This window comes from Pyxidicoccus caerfyrddinensis, from assembly GCF_010894405.1.
GTDB classification, from domain to species: domain Bacteria; phylum Myxococcota; class Myxococcia; order Myxococcales; family Myxococcaceae; genus Myxococcus; species Myxococcus caerfyrddinensis.
This window is the reverse complement of the sequence record NZ_JAAIYA010000002.1, coordinates 548,207-565,560: the sequence shown is the minus strand read 5'-3', so window position 1 is coordinate 565,560 and position 17,354 is coordinate 548,207. Positions and strand designations below refer to the sequence as shown.

Sequence of the window (17,354 nt, the reverse complement as noted above, 5' to 3'; positions counted from 1 at the left end):
CGCGTCACTCACAGCAGCCCCCTCTTGCGACGCGACACCCACCATGCGCCCGCCGCCACCAGCAGCGCCACGCCGCCCGCGACGCCCCAGCCGCGCAGACCGTTGCCAGCCGCGTGGGACTCCTCCTCCGCTTCCACATGCACCGTCCCCAGCGCCAGCACGTCCACGGCGTCGCCTCGGGTCACCGTCGCGACGGCGGCCAGCTCCGCCTCGGGCACCAGCTCCGCTTCCGCCACGTAGATGCCCGGCGACTCCATCCTCGGCACCAGCGACTGCACGGCCGCTCCGGTCAGCGTCAGCTCCACCTGTGCCCCGCTCACAGGCGCGTTCGTCGCGCTGTCCGCCACCAGCAGGCGGACCGAAGTCTTCGGACCGTCCGCGTGCTCCGGGTGCTTGAGCACCACCTCGAAGAGGTCTCCCGTCGCCGCCAGCACGTGCAGGCCCTCGCCCGGCGTGGGCATTGAAGGCTTCTCGCCGTGCGACTCGCCCTCGTGCGCTCCCGCGAGCGTCGACAGGGACAGGCACGCCACCGCCAGCATCCGCGCCGCGCGTCTCATCGGAGCACTCCTCCCGTGGGCAGCCGTCCCTCTGCGCGCAGCAGCGCGGTGCGCGCCCGGGCCAGCTCCGCCGCCGCGTCCACCGCCTCGGCCCTCGCGGAGAAGGCCCTGTCTCGTGCCAGCAACAATGCGTCCAGGCTCAGCTCTCCCGCCTCGTAGGCACGGCGCATCAGCTCCAGGTTGCGCTCCACGGCGGGCCGGGCCGCTTCCAGCGCGGTGTATGCGGCTCGCGCGGCTTCGAACGTGCTTCGCGCCACGGCCGACTCCGCGTCCACCTGTCGCTCGCGGGCCACCCGCTCCGCCTCGCGCGTCGAGCGCCTCGCTCTCGCCTCGGCCAGCTCGCGCTGGTTGCGATTCCACAGCGGGAGCGGCACGGACAGCCGAGCGACCAGCAGGTGCTCGGTGTGCAGGTCCGTGACGGCACCATGGGACTCGGGGCGCCGCTCCCGCTCGTAGCCCAGGCCCAGCGTCGGGTCCGGGAAGCGCTCTCGGCGCAGCAGCTCCACCTCCGCCTTCGCCGCGGCTTCCTCCGCGCGTGCCGCTTGAAGCTCGGGCCGCTCGTTCAGCAGGGGTGATGGCAGCGAGGCCCGCGTGGCGCGAATCTCCGGCCGCTCCTCCGTCCCCTTCGGCTGCGTCGCACTGGCGCCCCTGCCATCTCCCCGCTGCATCGTCGGCGCAGAGCCAGCCGTCGCCGGTTCCGCTTCAGCTCCTGCGTCCGCCAGCACCGACACACTCAGCGGAGCCCCGGCCGGGCGCCCCAGCCTCCGATTCAGCGCCGCGCGCGCGCCCGCCGCCTCCGCGCGAGCCATCGCCGCCCGAGCCTCCGCGCGAGCCCGCTCCAGCGCCGCGCCATTGCGCTCCAGCTCTGGCACATCTCCGGCCGCGAAGCGGCGCCCTGTCGCCTCCTCCAGCGCCCGGGCCAGCTCCAGCGCTTCCTCTGCCAGACGCGCCCGCGCCTCGCGCCGCTCCAGCTCCGTCGCCGCGCTCACCGCCTCCGCCGCTGCCTCCAGCACCACTACGCGCCTTCGCGCCCGGGCCGCGTCCACCGCCGCTTCCGCCCGTGCCACTCGCAGCCCCCGTTGCCCCGCCACCTCCACCGACTGGCTCAGCATCATCTCCACGCGCTGCTCACCCTGGTCGCCCGTGAGCACGTCGCTGGTGACCTCCACTTCCAGCTGCGGATTCTCCTGGAGCCACCGTCCATCGGCGGCCCGCACGCCCTCGGTAGCTACCTCCTCGGCCCGCGCCGTCGCCACCTCCGGCGCGCGCTCCACGGCCTCGGCGACCACGCGCTCCAGCGACCAGGCCTCCGTGGGAGCGGCGGCCAGCATGAGGGACAGCGTGGCGGAGACGGCGAACATGTCCTCTTCACAACGCAAGCCGCATACCTGACCGGCGCCCAATGATTTCGCGCACCTGCACGCCGCAAGCGGCCTCCGGGTGTGACCGCCGCCGTCACACTGTGACCTGCCCGGAAGGTCATCGGCCTGCTCCCCCCGAGGCGCCAGCCAGTGATCAGGCGCTCGGCTTCCTCGAAAGAGAGGAAGTCAAAGGCGGGCTTGTCCGCCTTGAACAACTTGACGCGCGTGAGCGTCACCCACTTCGGTGGGGGACTCTCATCCAGGGCGAACGTCCTGCTTGAGCAGCCCGGCCCAGTCCAAACGCGGTGTGCGCTCCTGCCTCGGCTCCGCCACCGTCGCGGCAAAGGCGGGGCTCTCCTCCTGCGGCCCCGACTCCGCCCCTGCTTGAGGGAGGCGAGGGCAACATGCGCCTGAGGGCCCAAGCGCGGTAGGGCGAGGTAGAGGGCTTGAGGGCCCTCCTGCCGCCGCTGCAAGGACTGGTGAGGACAGCGGAGGGAAAGAAGCGGGCGCGGTAGGGACTACCCTCAACGGGCAGCCCCGCAGCGACCCCACAGGGCGCGCCCGTCCGTCGTGCTAGCGCCTACAAGGACGAGTCCGCCAACCGATTATCGGTTTAGCAGTCTTCGTAGCAGGACCAGGGGTCTTCCCTGCCGCCGCAGATGCCGTCGCCACAAATCTCTACGCAGTCTTCGGGGCAGGAGCCCCCAGCCTCATCCTCGGTGCAGATGTCGTCACCGCAGAATCGACAGTCGAAGGGGCAAGTATAGCTGGTCTCGAGTTCGGTACAGAGGCCATCACCGCAGACGGAGTGAGGCGTAAAAGTCGCTGTAACGGAGGTATTTGCCGTCACCGTCACGGTGCAGGTACCCGTCCCACTGCAACCAGCGCCCGACCACCCGTCGAAAGTATTGAGGGCGTTTGGTGTCGCAGTAAGAGTAACAACCGTGCCACTGGGAAATGATGCGCTGAGGGTGGGGGTGGGGACGCTAACGCCCCAATTAATACCAGCCGGACTCGAGACAATAACACCATTACCAAAGCCAGCAAGATTGACGCTCAGCGTGTAGTTGGGCGGGGTCGGCGGCTGAGTATTGCACGGAATCGGGTCGCAAGAAGCGGGGCCAAAGAGCCACCGAATGATAGGGTCGCCCGACGCGTTCGCTCCCCGGTAGTCAAAGAACTGGCACTGTTTGAAGTTCCAAGACGAGGGCGCTGCGAGCCACAAGACATAGGGAGGCAGGCCAACCGACCCTGAGATGACTTGGTGCCAGCACGCGCCTTGCGGGGTGATTGAGCAGCTCGTCCGAGTCGGGGTGAAAGTAGCGGCTTGGGGAGGAAGGCTGGTTGGGGCTTGGTAACAGCGTGTTTGTGCAACAGCGCGACCTGGGAGGGCAAGAACGAGTACTGCTGCTACGGCAAGGAGGGTTGTTTTCATAGGAGCCTTTCGCGGTTGACCGAATGGAGAACAGACGGCGGAGAAGATGCTACTCGAAGCGTCGGACGGGATGGCGTCGCAGGGTGGAGCCGTCCGGCTTCTCACATGGGCCGTTGTCGGTGCAGGGGAGAAGAAGGGGTGCGAGGACGCTGGTGGGAGTTGCGACTCTATCTCCCGACTATCTTATCGAGGTTGATGCGGTTGCGGTCGTCGATGGTTGAGAACAACCCAGCACCCTCGCAATCACCGACGGCGAGGCTCAGGTACTACGCGCTCACCGTCGCGCCTGCCTATCCGTCGACTTCGAGCGGCAGCATCGGGCGCAACCCGCTGACCTGCTCCAAGGGCGTGACCTGAGCCCCGCACCCGGCCGGAGGCCAGGAGTGCGACTGCCGCTGACGCCCCCTTTTCCCGGCGTCCTCCTTCCTTTCCTCGGCGAGTGACGGGCTGCTACGCTGTCTCCGTGGCCTCTCCCGAGACTGGTTTCCGAATCATCTTCGTCGTCTCCGTTTCATGCCTGGTGATTGGGGTCGTTGGTTTGCTCCGCACCGCGTCGTTCGTCTTGAGTGCCGAGCCGGCGAACGCCGTCGTGGTCACCGCGAGCAGCCGAGGGGACGGCCAGTACCGCTTGTTCAAGGGCTACCCGGAGGTGGTTCAGTTCTCGGATCTGAACGGCATCGTGCACACCCCCACCGTCTACTATGGACAGCCGGGCCGCCATCCGCCGGGGACAGCGGTGAAGGTCCTCTACAAGCAGCTCGACCCAGCCGGAACCGCGCGCTACGGGCACTTCGGACAGCTCTGGGTCTTGCCTGGCTGCGTGACGCTGATGGGAGCCATGTTCCTGTTCGCCGCGTTCGTGGTCCGGAATCGCGTCTATTGATGGCGGAAGCGCCCGGTGCTTCAGCGCCAGGCGGCGAAGATGCGCGCGGCCTCGCGGACCTGGGCTCCCCGCAGCTGGCCGGTGATGACCTCCGCGTCACGGCGGATCTGGACCTGATGGCTCCAGGAGATGTCCGTCGCGAGGCCCCCCTCGCCCGTGGGCCAGGTGACGCCTCGCGTGGCCTCCACCGCCCGGTCGAGCAACGCCTCGAGGTCGGCCTCGGGTTGCCAGCGGAGCATGTCCAGCAACCACGACAGCTCGACCCGGGAGTCCAGCGTCCTTCCCGTCGCGGCCTTCAGCAGCGCGAGGCCGGCCTGCGCATCCGGGAGGAAGTAGAGCTTGCGGCGCAACAGCACCGCATGCCCTTTCCGCTCCAGCATGCCCTTCTGGAGGACCGCCGGGAACACGACGCGCTCCACCGGGCGCTGCACCTTCGCCGTCCGGGCCCGCAGCTCCGCGTGACGGAACAGCTCCAGCCAGAGCCGCAGCCGCTCCGCGTCGGGACGATTCAGGGGCAGCTCGAGGTGCCGATTCCCCACCACCACGAGAGGGCCCTTCCCGCCGTTGAGGCGGATGCCCGCCTCGGCGATGGAGTCCATGCGCACGGTGGTGCCTTCGCCCGAGCGCGGCAGCCAGACGAGCCGCTCCGGGGTGAGCCAGACCGTGCCCTTGCGCAGCCGCGACAAGCCCACCCAGGAGACCCCGGTCAGCACCAGCGCCGTCCCCACGGCCCCCCACACCTCCCCGTATCCCGGTGACTCGAAATTGGATGTGTCCGCGCCCGCGGCCTTCCACAGGAGGCCCACCAGGAGGACCATCGCGATTTGCACCAGCTCCGAAATGCCTCCCAGCGAGAACCCGGAGAGGAACAGGTAGAAGGCCCCCACGCCCAGCACGAAGAGCGAGCCCAGCAGGAGCAGGATGAGCAGGAGGCTGACATAGGGAGCTGCCGCGGACGGGAGGCCCCACAAGTGCACCTGCCCTGCCCGCGTCGAGAAGGCCTCTTCCGGTCGCTTCTTCCAGGTTGGGAGTTCTCGGACGTGCGCATCCAGACGGCGCAGCCCCGTCACTCATCTCCCGAGCTCGGTCGCGAGCAGATCGAACACCCGCCGGATGCGCTTGCTGGTGTTCAGCTCGCGGTGGGTCGTCAGCCAGATGGGAAGGAACAACGGGGTGAGGCTGGGGAGGGCCCGCCGGACCCGCGGCTCGGCGTCTCCCACGCGCTCGGGAGCGACGCCCACGCCGAGGCCCCGCTTGACCATCTCCCAGTGCACGAGGTGGTTCCCCGTCAGCACCGGGAAATTCCGTTGCGTCAGGCTCAAGCCCAGCCCGTTCAGCCCGTTGAGCATGGCGTCCGTCCCGCCAAGCCCGATGAAGTCGGCGCGGCTCAGTGCCTTCGGCGTACGTGGGTTGCCGATGCTCGCAAGGTAGCGGGTCGCGGCGTACAGCCGCATCGGGTCGTCCCGGACCTTGGTGGCGATGAGGTCGGGCTGGGTGGGGCGGAAGTTCCGGATCGCGATATCCGCCTCCCGTCGGCGCAGATCGACCGCGGTGTTGGTTGCGACGAGCTCGATTTCGATGCCCGGCGCCTCGCGCCGAAGCTTCTCCACGATGGGCGGCAGCAGGAATGCCGAGTAGATCTCATTGGCCGAGATGCGGACCAGCCCGGTGATGCTCTGCGACTGTCCGCCGGCCGCGAGCGAGACGCGCCCCGCGGCGTCGCCCATGGCCCGAACGTGGTCGAGCAGCTCGCGCCCGCTCGGCGTCAGCGCGAGGCTCCGTCCCACGCGCTCGAACAGCACCACGCCCAGCTCGTCCTCGAGCGCGCTCACCTGACGCCCGAGTGTCGGCTGCGCCATGCCGAGCGCACGCGCCGCCGCCGTGAGCGAGCCCTCTTCCGCGGTGACCAGAAAGGCCCGCGCTCGATTCCAGTCGAACTTGACCGCCCGCCAATCCATGCATTTGCGCATATCAGGAGAAGGAACTCAGTCAATTCCGCCAGGAGTCACGGAGGGCTATCTGTTCGCACGGGACGAAGCGTTGCCGTCGTCATGCGCGTTCCCCGGCGTTCCCACACCGACAGGAGAAGAGCCTCACCATGACCTCCACCCCCAAGGCCGAGCGGCGCGTGTCCGCTGCGCTGGTCGCGCTCTCGCTCGTGCCCATCCTGGCCGGCGCCGGCCGTCTGACCGAGCTGGCGGGCGGCGCCGAGCTCACGCCGCACAACGCGCGGTTCTTCGCATCGCCGCTGCCGGTGGTGCTGCACGTCCTCTGCGCCAGCGTGTACTGCGCCCTGGGTGCCTTCCAGTTCGCACCGGACTTTCGCCGTCGGCGGCCCGGTTGGCACCGCGTCGCCGGGCGGCTCCTGGTCGCGTGCGGCCTCGTGGCCGGGCTCTCGGGCTTGTGGATGACGCTGTTCTATCCCCGCGCCGAAGGCGACGGTGAGCTCCTCGACGGCCTGCGGCTCCTCTTCGGCTCGGTGATGGTGCTGTCCCTCGTCCTGGGGCTGGCCGCGCTCCCGCGGCGGGACGTCGTTGGCCACCGGGCCTGGATGATTCGAGGTTACGCTGTCGGTCTGGGCGCGGGCACGCAGGTACTGGTCTCCGTGCCCTGGTTCCTCATCGTCGGAACGCCGGGCGAGCTCGCCAGAGCGCTGCTGTTGGGCGCCGGCTGGGTCATCAACCTCGCCGTGGCCGAGCGGGTCATTCGTCGCCAACCCGCCTCCCCCGTCCGCGCTGCCGAGCTGCTCACGGTACGAGCCAACGTCGGGAACGCCTCACACCCGCCGCGGGCCCCCTGATTCGACCCGGTCAGCGGTGTCCAGGACACGGGCGTGACCTCCCCCGTGGGGCGCGCTCGCTCAAAATGGCGAAAGTCGAGTCAGGGCCGCTACCCGCACCGGTTCGCACAAGGGGTGACTCACTTCCGTCCTCGGGGGTTCGACGTGGCGGGTCGAGCGGTCCGGAACACGGGCGCGTAGCACTGCCCATCCATGTACAGGTAGCCGTTGTCGTCACAGCCCTTCCGGTCCAGGGCCTGCTTCAGCCAGCAGTACCCCTGGATGGGAACCTGCCCCGGGCTTGGACAGCGGCCCTTGGAGTCTGTCCGCCGCTGTCCCGGGAAGGGGTTGAGGGGAACGTCCTGGGTGATGGTCGCCCACGCGGAAGGTGGCGTGGCGGAGCACGAAGGCGCCATCAGGGCGGAGTCCCCGACGGCCACCGAGCCGCCGTCCCTTGCCTCCAGTCGCACGGAGACGCTCGCCTCCGTGGGGACGCCTCCGTGCCGCGTGCTCAGCAACCACGCGATTCCCACCGCCACCACGGAAACCGCGGCGGCGGCGGCGACGCTCCAGGGCCTCGTGCTCCCGATTCGCTCCCGCGACGAAATGCGCCGCGCGGATGCGTTCACATGGGCGGGCCAGGCTTCTTCCGGTGTGAAGAGAGGCACGTCCGCCGCTGGCCCTGCTTCACGCGCGGCGGCCTCCATCGCTTCGGCCAGCTCGCCTGCGCTGCCGCGCGCCTCCGGATGCACGGAGAGCATCCGGGAAACGAGGGCATCCAGCTCCACGCAGCAGCGCCCATTGAGGACTCGCGGAGCGAGGTGGAGCGGGCCTTCGCGTCGCCACAGGCGAGCCCCCTCACCCGCCAGTCCCAGCTCGCGAGCGTACTCGCCGGTCACCAACCGCCAGGCGGTGACGCCCAGCGCGAAGACGTCATCCGCCGGTCCGGGCGCATAGGGCACGGACGGGTCGGGACCGGGAAGCAGGACGGAGCGCCACGCCTCCGGCGCACGGTAGGCCGGCGTTCCTGGAGGAAATGGCGGCCAGGTGATGGTCGCGGCGCCAATGTAGTGGCCGGAGCCGAAGTCGGTCAGGAAGGCTTGGGCATCTCCATCCCTCACGACGACGTTGTCGCCCTTCACATCACGGTGCACGCCGCCTGCCGCATGCGTGGCCTCCAGCGCCCGCGCGAGACTGGCGAGGCACGAGAGCACCTGCCGGGAGGTGGGCCGTTGCTCCATCGCCCAGTCATAGAGAGGTAGGCCGTCCAAGAACTCCATGGCGAGGTACGGGTAGACAGTGCCAGCCGGGCCCTGCCATTCCCCGTGGCCGACGAGGCGAGGGACGTTGGGATGGCGGATGCGTGAGAGCAACTCCGCTTCTCGTGTGAAGCGTTCATCCCGAGGACGCAGGGCCAGCTTGAGCGCCACAAACCCGGGGTGCCCGTCCGCCCTGATGGCGCGATAGACAGCGCCATAGACGCCGCGTCCTCGCCGTTCCAGCACGCGCCACGGCCCCACGCGTGTGCCCGGGCGAAGCCGTGCTGGGTTCAGGTTGCCATGTGCCATGAGAGTCTCGTGAGGAATGCGGTCCATCCACCCGCAGCGAGCCTACCCGCACCGAACCCTGGAAACGCTTTTTGCGCCCGTCCGTACGTGAATTTGAAGAGACGGCGCAGCCCCCATCAACCCGCTCCGTGAGTTCTTTCCGTCAGGGCGGCGCCGACGCGTCGCACCTCGCTCCTGAGGTGCGGCCTTCAGTCAATCCATCCATTCAGGGGAGAGAAACATGCTGAGGAGCTTCTGGAGGAACCGCGTCCTGGTGGCGGCGCTGGCCGCTTCGATGTCCACGCTGTCCGCGGGCTGCGGTGAAGGCGACGACAAGGACCCGAACGACCCGCCGGACACCAAGACCGCGAGGCTGCGCGTCATCCACGGGTCGCCCGACGCCCCAGCGGTGGACATCTATGCCGAGGGCCAGGCGACGCCGCTGTTCACCAACGTGAAGTACGGCGACACGACGGGCTACGCCTCCGTGCCCGCGGGCACGTACAACGTGCAGGTGCGCGCGGCCGGCGCGGCGGCGAGCTCGGCGCCCGCGTACTCCACCGGCCCGCTGACGCTGGGTGCCAACGCCACCGTGAGCGCGCTGGCCTCGGGCCTGCTCGGCTCCACCAACACCCTGCAGGCCTTCCGCGTGCTGCCGCTGGCGGAGGGCTTCGGCGCTCCGGCGGACGGACGGGCGCGCGTGCGCATCGTCCACGCGGGCGCGGACGCGCCCACCGTGGCGCTGGACGTGGGCGATGACGGCTCCTCCGAGGTGACGGGCCTGCAGCGCTTCCAGGACACCGGCGCCACCGGGGTGGACCTGCCCGCGGGCCAGTCCTTCCAGGTGGGCGTGCTCGCGGGAGGCACCAAGGTGACGGCCTTCACCCTCCCCGCCCTGCCGTCTCGCGGCGAGGTGTTCGTCATCGCCACCGGGCAGCTCTCCGCGAAGCCTGGCGCCACCAACGGCTTCGGCCTGCTCGCGGCCGGGGTGGGCTTCATCCGGCAGAACCCCGTCGTCTACGCGCTGCACGCCTCGCCGGACGCGCCCCCCGTGGACATCTTCGCGGGCACCACCGAGCTGGTGGACAACCTGACCTTCGGCCAGCTCTCCAAGCCCATCCAGGTGCCGCCGGGCACGTACACCCTGGACGTCTTCGCGAATGCGCACGGCGCCTCGCGCCCGGCGGGCCCCCCCGCCGGTGCCGACAGCACGCCCGCGCTGGAGGCCGGAGGCCGCTATCTCGTGGTGGCCGCAGGCTTCCTGTCGCCCGGCGCGGGGGACCCGGCGACGTCCACCTTCGAGCTGCTCGCCTTCGCCGACAGCTTCGCCCAGGACAACGACAGCATGAGGCTGCGCGTGGTGCACGCCTCGCCGGACGCGCCCGAGGTGGACGTGGCGCCGCTGGAGAACGGGCTCGTCCCGACGCATGCGGCCTTCAACGACGTGACCTACCGGCAGGCCTCCGCGCCCGAGGGCCTGGAGCTGCCTGCGGTCCAGGCCCGGGTGGGCGTGGCCGCCGCCTCCGCGAGCGACCGCACGCCGGTGGCACGCTTCGACCTCGACACCGGGCTCTTCATCGGCAGGGGCGTCTTCGCGGTGGCCGCGGGAGCGCTGTCGCCCACGCACGGGGAGAACGAGGCGTCCTTCCGGCTGGTGGCGGTGGACACCAGCGCCTCGCCCTGGGTGGCCGTCACCCTGCAGCCCGTCGTGCATTAGCCCCTGCTCGCGGTCCCCAGCGGGCGCCACGGTCCTCCCTCGACCGTGGCGCCCGCCTTCCTCGACCCCGTCCACGCCGTGGGCGGCGCGCTGTGCTTCTCGTGGAGCGCGGTGGCGGTGTGCCTGGGCCTGTTACGTCCTTCTCTTGACCGGTTGCCGAAGAATTGTTTTGAGTTTCGACGGCTCTGCTTTACGCGGATCTCCAATGTACACCTCGTGGTGAGGCCCATTGAAATCCAAGCCATTCGCCGGCATGTACTCTTCATGCAAACGCCTCAGTGTCGGCGCCTCATCGTCATATGAGCCAATGTGCATGATCTGCACCGACAGGCCTTCGTCGTAGGTATCGAAATACACGCCAGGCAAAGCCGCCGGATTCTTCTTGGTCCGCACCACCTCGACTGCCTCGTCAAACATCTCCTTCGTGATCCATTCCGGCTGCATTATCATCATGGTCCACTTCCACTCGTCTTTACGGCGCTGTACGAATGCAGCGGGATCATCGGCACTCCACAATCCCTCGAGCGGCGCGACCACATAGTCCCTGTTTGCCAACTTCTTGCTGGCAAACTTCAAGGTGTATGAAACCGCGTACAGCGCCTGAACTGCATCCCTATAGCTTTGAGCGAGATTTGGATTGCCCTCGCCGTCAGCCATCACAAACGACATCCTGGGCACGACAACCACACTGAATTCCTTGTGCGAAGGAGCATATATCTCCTTATGCAGTGCACGAAGGTTCATCTTTTCAGTGGCCCCATTGGCTGTGCGCACCCGTTGCTCTCTTTCTGTCTGCGGCAGGTTTATTGAGGAGTTCGAGGCGCCCGCGAAGGCGGCCCGGAGGGCACCGCGCCGGGCCTACTTCAGGCGCAGCACCTCCTTGGTCGTCTCGATGAACAACCGCAGCGCCGGCGAACGCTGAGCGTGGCTCGGATAGCAGAGGAAGAGGCCCGGCTCGGTCGGCGCATACGCTGGGAGCACCGCCACCAGCCGCCCGTCCGCGAGCTGGTCTTTGATGGTCATGTCCGCGGTGTACGCGAGGCCGAGGCCCGCCTCCGCCATGGAGATGTACGACTGAAGGTGGTTGGTGACCAGGCCACCCCGCACCGGTACGCGCCACTTGCGCCGGCCCCGCTCGAGCTCCCAGGCGTAGAGGGCATTGCCCGTGGGCCAGCGGAACGTGATGCATTCGTGCTGGAGCAGGTCCTCGGGCTTCCGCGGCGTCCCGTGCTTCGCGAGGTAGGCGGGCGAGCCGACCACGAAGAACTTGAACGGCTCGGTCAGCCGCACCCGCCCCATGTCGCGCGCGATGACCTCGGTGACCTGGAAGGCGGCGTCGTAACCCTCGGCCACGAAGTCGATGGCGGCGCGCTCTTCGACCACGACCTCGAGGGAGACTTGCGGGTAGCGCTGGCGGAACACCGGCACCACCGGCTCCAGCACGTGCGGCACGGCCCCCTGCGAGATGCTCAGCTTCACGCGGCCGACGATGTCTCCCGCCTTCGCGTTCGCGGAGGCGAGCGCCTCGAGCGCGAGCTTCACCGGGGCGCTGGCGTTCTCGAGGAGCCGCGCGCCGGCGTCGGTCGGTGTCACCGCGCGCGTGGTCCGCTGCAGCAGCACCACGCGCAGCAGCTCCTCGAGCTGCCGCACCGAGTGGCTCACCGCCGAGGTCGAGACGCCAAGTTCCCGTGCGGCGCCCGTGAAGCTGCGGTGGCGCGCGACGGCGAGGAACACCGAGAGCTGCGGCAGTGCGGTCTGGAGCTGGTGCGGGCTGGCCATTGTGAAACATCGTTTCATGGCCCTTGCATGATTGCGAGGTGGTGGGCGTGCCGCGCGCGCGGCATACCTTTTCGTGTCCACCTCCACGGGAGCGAACCATGCCCTTGAATCACTACGTCACCCTCGGCCGCTCAGGCCTCCGCGTGAGCCCCTTCTGCCTGGGCGCGATGACCTTCGGCGAAGACCTTGGCCCCGGCTTTGGCTCGAGCGTGAAGGAGTCCGAGCAGATTCTCGACCGGTACCTGGAGCTTGGCGGAAACTTCATCGACACCGCCAACTTCTACACGCGCGGGCACTCCGAGAAGATCATCGGGGACCACCTGGCGCACGACCGGGAGAAGCGCGACCGGGTGGTCATCGCCACCAAGTTCAGTGGCAACCTCTACCCGGGCGACCCCAACGGCGGCGGCTCCAACCGAAAGGCGATTGTCGCGGCCTGCGAGCAGTCCCTGCGCCGCCTGCGCACCGACTTCATCGACCTCTACTACCTGCACATCTGGGACAAGCACACGCCCCTCGAAGAGACTGTCGCGGCGATGCACGACCTCGTGCAGTCGGGGAAGGTCCGCTACCTCGGCATCTCGGATGCGCCGGCCTGGAAGGTCGCGCAGGCACAGCTGCTCGCGCAGTTCCGCGGGTGGGCGCCGTTCATCGCGTTGCAGATCGAGTACTCGCTCGCCGAGCGCACCGTCGAGGGTGAGCTCATTCCCATGGCGCGGGAGCTCGGGCTGGGCGTGGTGCCGTGGTCGCCGCTCGCTTCTGGCCGGCTCAGCGGGAAGTACACGCGCGAGAATGCAGGCAAGGTGACGGGCGGCCGGGCGGCGATGGTCGCGGGACGGGTGAAGGAGAAGGACTACGACATCGTCGAGGTGCTCGCCCGCATCGCCAGGGAGCTGGGCACCACCGTGCCGCGCGTGGCCCTCGCCTGGGTGCGTTCGCAGCCTGGCGTGGGGTCGACCATCATCGGCGGACGGACCCTCCAGCACTTCGAGGACAACGTGCAGGCGCTCGAGGTGACGCTGACGGCCGAGCAGCTCGCGGCGCTCGATGCGGTCTCCGCGCCGGAGTTGCCGTTCCCCATCCCGTTGCTGCGGCACGCGTCAGGGGTCTACGCCGGTGGGACCACCATCAATGGGGAGCCGTCACAGCCTTCGCCGGTGCTGCCGCAACGGCGCGGCGAGCACCATTGACGGGACTGTCGAGCCCAACCCAGAACCAGACCTCAGCGGCGATCTCCATCGTCGCGAGATTGAGCAGGAACGTAGGTCAACCTGAGCACATCCTCGCCAATCCGCTCATGAGTCATGAGGCGGAGCGGCGGCCGGGGTCCGGCGAAATAGGGTGTGCCGTGGCCAAGCACGACGGGGTGCAGGTAGATACGATACTCATCGATCAGGCCGAGTTCGGTGAGGCTGCGCGCCAGGTCAGGGCCAGCAACTTCGATCTCCCCGGTGCGCTCGGCCTTCAGCTCGCGGATCGCGCCCTCGAGATCATCTCCAACAAGCGTGGCATTGGGGCCGACCGACTTCAACGAGCGCGAGACGACCCATTTCGGCTGCTTCCGCCACGCCGCCGCGAAGGCGCGTTTCTCTGCATCCCATTCAGGATGCTCGTCGTCCCAGTAGCGCATGAGCTCATACATCTTGCGACCGTACACACTGCCCGCCTGCCCCTGAGCCTCCTCGATGAAGTGGCGGAAGAGCGTGGGGCCTGGCCCAAACTTCATATGGTCGACGTAGCCGTCCAGGGACTGGTTCATGCCGAATACGAGCCTGGCCATACCCACTTCCTTTCCTTACGCACACATCCGCACGGTTATGATTGCATTATGCAAGTGGTTGTGAGCCAGGTCGACTGATTTCATATCGCAACTGGTTTTTGGGGTGCGCATGAACGCCCCACGCTCGGGCTGCCCGATCAATCTGACGCTCGAGGCGCTGGGGGATCGCTGGAGCCTGAGCGTCGTCCGCGACCTGATGTTCGGCAACCGCCGCCACTTCCGCGAGTCGGTGAGCATCAGGGAAGATGTCGCGTGAGAGGACGTGCGCTGATGAGCTGGGAGTTTGTGCTGAAGGTCGGTACGGACTGGCGAGGTCCGCGCGCGCAGCAGATCGCCCGCGCCATCGCCGAGGAGATCCAGCGTGGGCGCCTGGCACCAGGAGACCGGCTCCCATCCACGCGCAAGCTGGCGGCGCAGCTGGGCGTCCACCGCAAGACGGTGGTCGCTGCGTTCTTCGAGCTGGCGCGGGAGGGCTGGATCACCAGCGAGCGAGCGAAGGGGACCTACGTCTCGCTCGAGCTGCCGGTGTCCCCCGAGTCCTCGGGGAAGGCGATGGCGAGGGCTGCCGGATTCCGGTTGCCACGGCTCGAGCTCCCCGGGTCCGCGGCGTCTCGACGCGCGGAGCTGCTGCTGTTGGGCGGAATCCCGGAGCTCTCGTTCATCCCCCGCGCCGCGTTGTCGCGCGCGTACCGCCACGCTCTCGACGGCCGCGGCGCCCGAAGGCTGCTCGACTATGGGGACCCGCGAGGCGAACCGCGGCTGCGCGAGGCAGTGGTCGAGATGTTGACGCGCAGCAGGGGCGTGCGCGCGACGCTCGACACCATCAACATCGTCCGCGGCACCCAGCAGGGGCTGTACCTCGCGGCGCGGACCCTGCTCGCGCCAGGAGACTGCGTCGCGGTCGAGGCGTACAGCCACCCGGCCTTCCGAGGCGTGTTCCAGCTCGTCGGCGTGGAGGTGGTGCCCATTCCGGTGGACGGTGAAGGCCTGGACGTCACCGCGCTCGAGGCGGTCTGCGCCACCCGGCAGGTGAACGCCGTCTACCTCACGCCGCACCACCAGCTCCCCACCACGGTGACCTTGAGCGCGCCCCGGCGACTGAGGCTGCTGGAGCTGGCACGCCAGCGAGGCATGCTCATCCTCGAGGACGACTACGACCACGAGTTCCAGTACGAGGGTTCGCCCGTGTTGCCGCTGGCGCACTCGGACCGCTTCGGCGTAGTCGTCTACTTCGGCACGCTGTCGAAGATTCTCGCTCCCGGCCTCCGGTTGGGCTTCGTGGCGTCCACCCCCGAGGTCGCTGAGCGCATCGCGAGCTATCGCGCGTACGTCGACCAGCAGGGGGACCACATCGTGGAGCGCGCGGTGGCGGAGCTCATCGAGGACGGAGAGCTCGAGCGACACGTCCGCCGAGCGCGGCGCCTCTATCGCTCACGACGGGACGCGCTCGCGGAAGCGCTGACGCGCCACGTCCCCGACCTCGTCTTCACGGCGCCGAATGGCGGACTGGCCATCTGGGCACAGGCGCCGGGCGCGGACGTCGACGCCTGGCTCCAGCACGCGCTGGCCGCCGGCGTGTCGTTCCAGGCGGCGAGCCACTTCTTGCTCGGAGCCGCACCCCGCGACTTCGCTCGCCTCGGTTTCGCCGCGTGCGATGAGGCTCAGCTCGTCGAGGCGGCGCGCCGTCTCGGCAAGGCGTACGCGGAGGCCATGAGCCGCGCAGCGCTCCCGCCCCGTCGGCGCTGACGGCGTCGCCGCGCTGCTCACGCCCGACTGGACCCCTTCGTTTTCCGGAACTGGACCCATATGCAGAAGTCCTCCCGTCATTTCTTCCCGCGAACCCCAACGGGAGAAACCGATGACGAGACGATTGCTGATTGGCGGGTGGGTCCTGGCGCTTGCGAGCTGTGGTGACCCGTCGACCCAAGACCTCCAGACGCTGCAGGAGACCCAGGAGGTCTCCAGTTCCGCTCCGCTGCTCGTTCAGCCCGGGAGCGCCCAGCAGCTGCTCGCGGTGACGAGCGACGATTACGTGCTCTACCAGGAGGGCACCGAGGTCTTCGCCTCGGCCCTCATTCCAGGAGCGCAGCGGCAGCGCGTGGCCTCCGTCCCGGCGGGAAACCTCGCCTTCGTCTACGCCTCCGGCAAGGTGGCGTTCGTCTGGACGAATCCCGACCGTACGAAACCCGGGTTTGGCGTGAGCCCGCTGTGGGTCTGGAGCGCGGAGTCCGGCGCGAACTTCGCTTCGGACGGTTCGCCGATCGGAACCTTCTCTACCGCGGCGAGCCCCGACGGGCGTTCGGTCCTGTACCCCACGCGCGGCAGCGCGGATGGAACCTCGGGAGACCTCGAGCTGGCGTCGGCCGACCTCTCGTGGCGCACGACGATGGCCGCCGGCATCCCGATGGGGTTCCCCTTCGGCTATTGCCGTCCGTGGGCGAGCTTCGTGGGCAGCGGCGACTCCGCGCACCCGGTCGCGCTGTACTGCCGGCCCGGGGAGAGCACCGCGACGCTGTCCAGTTGGAGAGGGAGCACGAAGGCCGACCTGCTCAGCGGCGTGGCGACGCCGCCCTTCTTCACCGCGGACGAGAGCGGAACCACCTTCTTCACCACGCTCGCGTCTCCGTCCACGGCCGTCGTGGTCTCCGAGCATCGAGCGCCCATCGTCGTCGACCAGAATGTCACTCGCACGGGCTTCATCACCAGGGACGGGGTCGTGTATGTCGGCCTCGTCGGCACCCGGCCGGCGCTGAAGCGGTTCGACCCGGCCACCGGCGAGCGGACCACGCTGGTCGAGAACATCCGCGGCTTCCTGACGACACTCGCCGGCTCGGACCTCATCACCAGGCCCTGGGGCTCGCCGGACCGCAAGAAGCTCGCTTATTTCACCCGGGCGTCGAGCTCTGGACTCGATCAGAACCAGGTCGACGTGCGCGGTGCGCGCCAGGCGGTCGTGATCGACGCCGAGCCTCGCAACTGGAGCGGTGTTCCCAGCTTCACCGCCGACTCGAAGCATTTCCTGTTCGCGCGCTCGACCGACGCGGCGAACGGGCTGGGTGCCCTCTTCGCTCAGTCCGGCACGACCTCGCGGCAATACAGCGATGACAAGGCGTGGAACTACCTGCCGGCCAGGGGGAGCAAGGTCTCGTACCTCGACAACTTCGACCTCGGCACGTTCACGGGCGACCTGAGGGTCGTGGACGTCTCCAGGAAGACCCTGGAGCCGCGGCGCATCGCCACCGGCGTCGACGCCAACTTCCTGGCGAGCCCAGACGGCCGCCTGCTCATCTACACCCGCAACGCGCCCGGGGTGACCGCCGGGGTCTACGTGGCGCGCGCCGAGCCCTAGCGCGTCCGGACGAGGGCGCGGAGGTGTCCATCGCCGCGCCGCGTGAAAGCAAGGCCCTGTGGCACCTTGCGGCGCCACGGGGCTCTTCGCCCGAGCGATGCTCCCGGCCGGTGGACAGGCCGCTTGAGCTCCCTTGGGGTACATGCCTTCCCAGGCCGCGCGCACCT

16 protein-coding genes are annotated in these 17,354 nt (G+C 68.8%); 7 read left to right on the top strand and 9 right to left on the bottom strand.

Going from position 1 to position 17,354, the window contains the following annotated elements:
• Positions 1-8 precede the first annotated feature (8 nt).
• The 3 genes from G4D86_RS05855 to G4D86_RS54260 form a co-directional block, all read right to left on the bottom strand.
• On the bottom strand, positions 9-557 hold the full coding sequence (locus G4D86_RS05855) for a hypothetical protein (protein WP_163990328.1): 549 nt from the start codon (positions 555-557) through the stop codon (positions 9-11).
• Positions 554-1,918 (bottom strand): TolC family protein, encoded by a 1,365-nt coding sequence (locus G4D86_RS05850; protein ID WP_163990326.1) that lies wholly within the window; start codon positions 1,916-1,918, stop codon positions 554-556. The genes G4D86_RS05855 and G4D86_RS05850 overlap by 4 nt, the downstream gene beginning before the upstream one ends.
• A gap of 613 nt (positions 1,919-2,531) precedes the next feature.
• On the bottom strand, positions 2,532-3,353 hold the full coding sequence (locus G4D86_RS54260; protein ID WP_420821840.1) for an InlB B-repeat-containing protein: 822 nt from the start codon (positions 3,351-3,353) through the stop codon (positions 2,532-2,534).
• 463 nt (positions 3,354-3,816) lie between these two features.
• On the opposite strand from G4D86_RS54260, the gene G4D86_RS05845 reads away from it, so the two are divergent.
• Complete coding sequence (locus G4D86_RS05845) at positions 3,817-4,236, top strand: DUF3592 domain-containing protein (RefSeq protein WP_163990324.1); 420 nt, start codon at positions 3,817-3,819, stop codon at positions 4,234-4,236.
• 20 nt (positions 4,237-4,256) lie between these two features.
• Here the strand turns inward: G4D86_RS05845 and G4D86_RS05840 are convergent, their stop codons facing one another.
• Both G4D86_RS05840 and G4D86_RS05835 read right to left on the bottom strand, forming a co-directional pair.
• Entirely contained in the window at positions 4,257-5,207 is a 951-nt protein-coding gene (locus G4D86_RS05840) for a hypothetical protein (RefSeq protein ID WP_163990322.1), read from the bottom strand.
• 99 nt (positions 5,208-5,306) lie between these two features.
• Positions 5,307-6,194 (bottom strand): LysR family transcriptional regulator, encoded by an 888-nt coding sequence (locus G4D86_RS05835; protein WP_163990319.1) that lies wholly within the window; start codon positions 6,192-6,194, stop codon positions 5,307-5,309.
• A gap of 140 nt (positions 6,195-6,334) precedes the next feature.
• On the opposite strand from G4D86_RS05835, the gene G4D86_RS05830 reads away from it, so the two are divergent.
• Positions 6,335-7,036, top strand: a complete 702-nt coding sequence (locus tag G4D86_RS05830) for a DUF2306 domain-containing protein (protein WP_163990317.1) — start codon at positions 6,335-6,337, stop codon at positions 7,034-7,036.
• Positions 7,037-7,155: 119 nt separating this feature from the next.
• On the opposite strand, the gene G4D86_RS05825 is transcribed toward G4D86_RS05830, so the two are convergent.
• Positions 7,156-8,583, bottom strand: a complete 1,428-nt coding sequence (locus G4D86_RS05825) for a serine/threonine-protein kinase (protein WP_240360063.1) — start codon at positions 8,581-8,583, stop codon at positions 7,156-7,158.
• A 220-nt stretch (positions 8,584-8,803) separates the two neighbouring features.
• On the opposite strand from G4D86_RS05825, the gene G4D86_RS05820 reads away from it, so the two are divergent.
• A complete protein-coding gene (locus G4D86_RS05820) occupies positions 8,804-10,279 on the top strand; it encodes a DUF4397 domain-containing protein (protein WP_163990315.1) in 1,476 nt (491 codons plus the stop codon).
• A gap of 132 nt (positions 10,280-10,411) precedes the next feature.
• On the opposite strand, the gene G4D86_RS05815 is transcribed toward G4D86_RS05820, so the two are convergent.
• On the bottom strand, positions 10,412-11,053 hold the full coding sequence (locus G4D86_RS05815; RefSeq protein ID WP_205519473.1) for a GyrI-like domain-containing protein: 642 nt from the start codon (positions 11,051-11,053) through the stop codon (positions 10,412-10,414).
• Between the two features lie 84 nt (positions 11,054-11,137).
• The gene (locus G4D86_RS05810) at positions 11,138-12,058 is read right to left on the bottom strand and encodes a LysR family transcriptional regulator (protein ID WP_163990313.1); all 921 of its coding nucleotides are present in this window, start codon (positions 12,056-12,058) and stop codon (positions 11,138-11,140) included.
• Between the two features lie 98 nt (positions 12,059-12,156).
• On the opposite strand from G4D86_RS05810, the gene G4D86_RS05805 reads away from it, so the two are divergent.
• Positions 12,157-13,248 (top strand): aldo/keto reductase, encoded by a 1,092-nt coding sequence (locus tag G4D86_RS05805; RefSeq protein WP_163990310.1) that lies wholly within the window; start codon positions 12,157-12,159, stop codon positions 13,246-13,248.
• A 32-nt stretch (positions 13,249-13,280) separates the two neighbouring features.
• On the opposite strand, the gene G4D86_RS05800 is transcribed toward G4D86_RS05805, so the two are convergent.
• A complete protein-coding gene (locus G4D86_RS05800; RefSeq protein ID WP_163990308.1) occupies positions 13,281-13,838 on the bottom strand; it encodes a dihydrofolate reductase family protein in 558 nt (185 codons plus the stop codon).
• Positions 13,839-13,947: 109 nt separating this feature from the next.
• Between G4D86_RS05800 and G4D86_RS05795 the strand changes: the two genes are divergently transcribed.
• The 3 genes from G4D86_RS05795 to G4D86_RS05785 all read left to right on the top strand — a co-directional run bounded on the left by G4D86_RS05795 (position 13,948) and on the right by G4D86_RS05785 (position 17,187).
• Positions 13,948-14,094, top strand: coding sequence for a winged helix-turn-helix transcriptional regulator (locus G4D86_RS05795; RefSeq protein ID WP_205519488.1), 147 nt, complete (start codon positions 13,948-13,950; stop codon positions 14,092-14,094).
• A gap of 14 nt (positions 14,095-14,108) precedes the next feature.
• Entirely contained in the window at positions 14,109-15,584 is a 1,476-nt protein-coding gene (gene pdxR / locus G4D86_RS05790; RefSeq protein WP_163990306.1) for a MocR-like pyridoxine biosynthesis transcription factor PdxR, read from the top strand.
• A gap of 286 nt (positions 15,585-15,870) precedes the next feature.
• Positions 15,871-17,187, top strand: a complete 1,317-nt coding sequence (locus G4D86_RS05785) for a TolB-like translocation protein (protein WP_163990305.1) — start codon at positions 15,871-15,873, stop codon at positions 17,185-17,187.
• Positions 17,188-17,354: the final 167 nt, after the last annotated feature.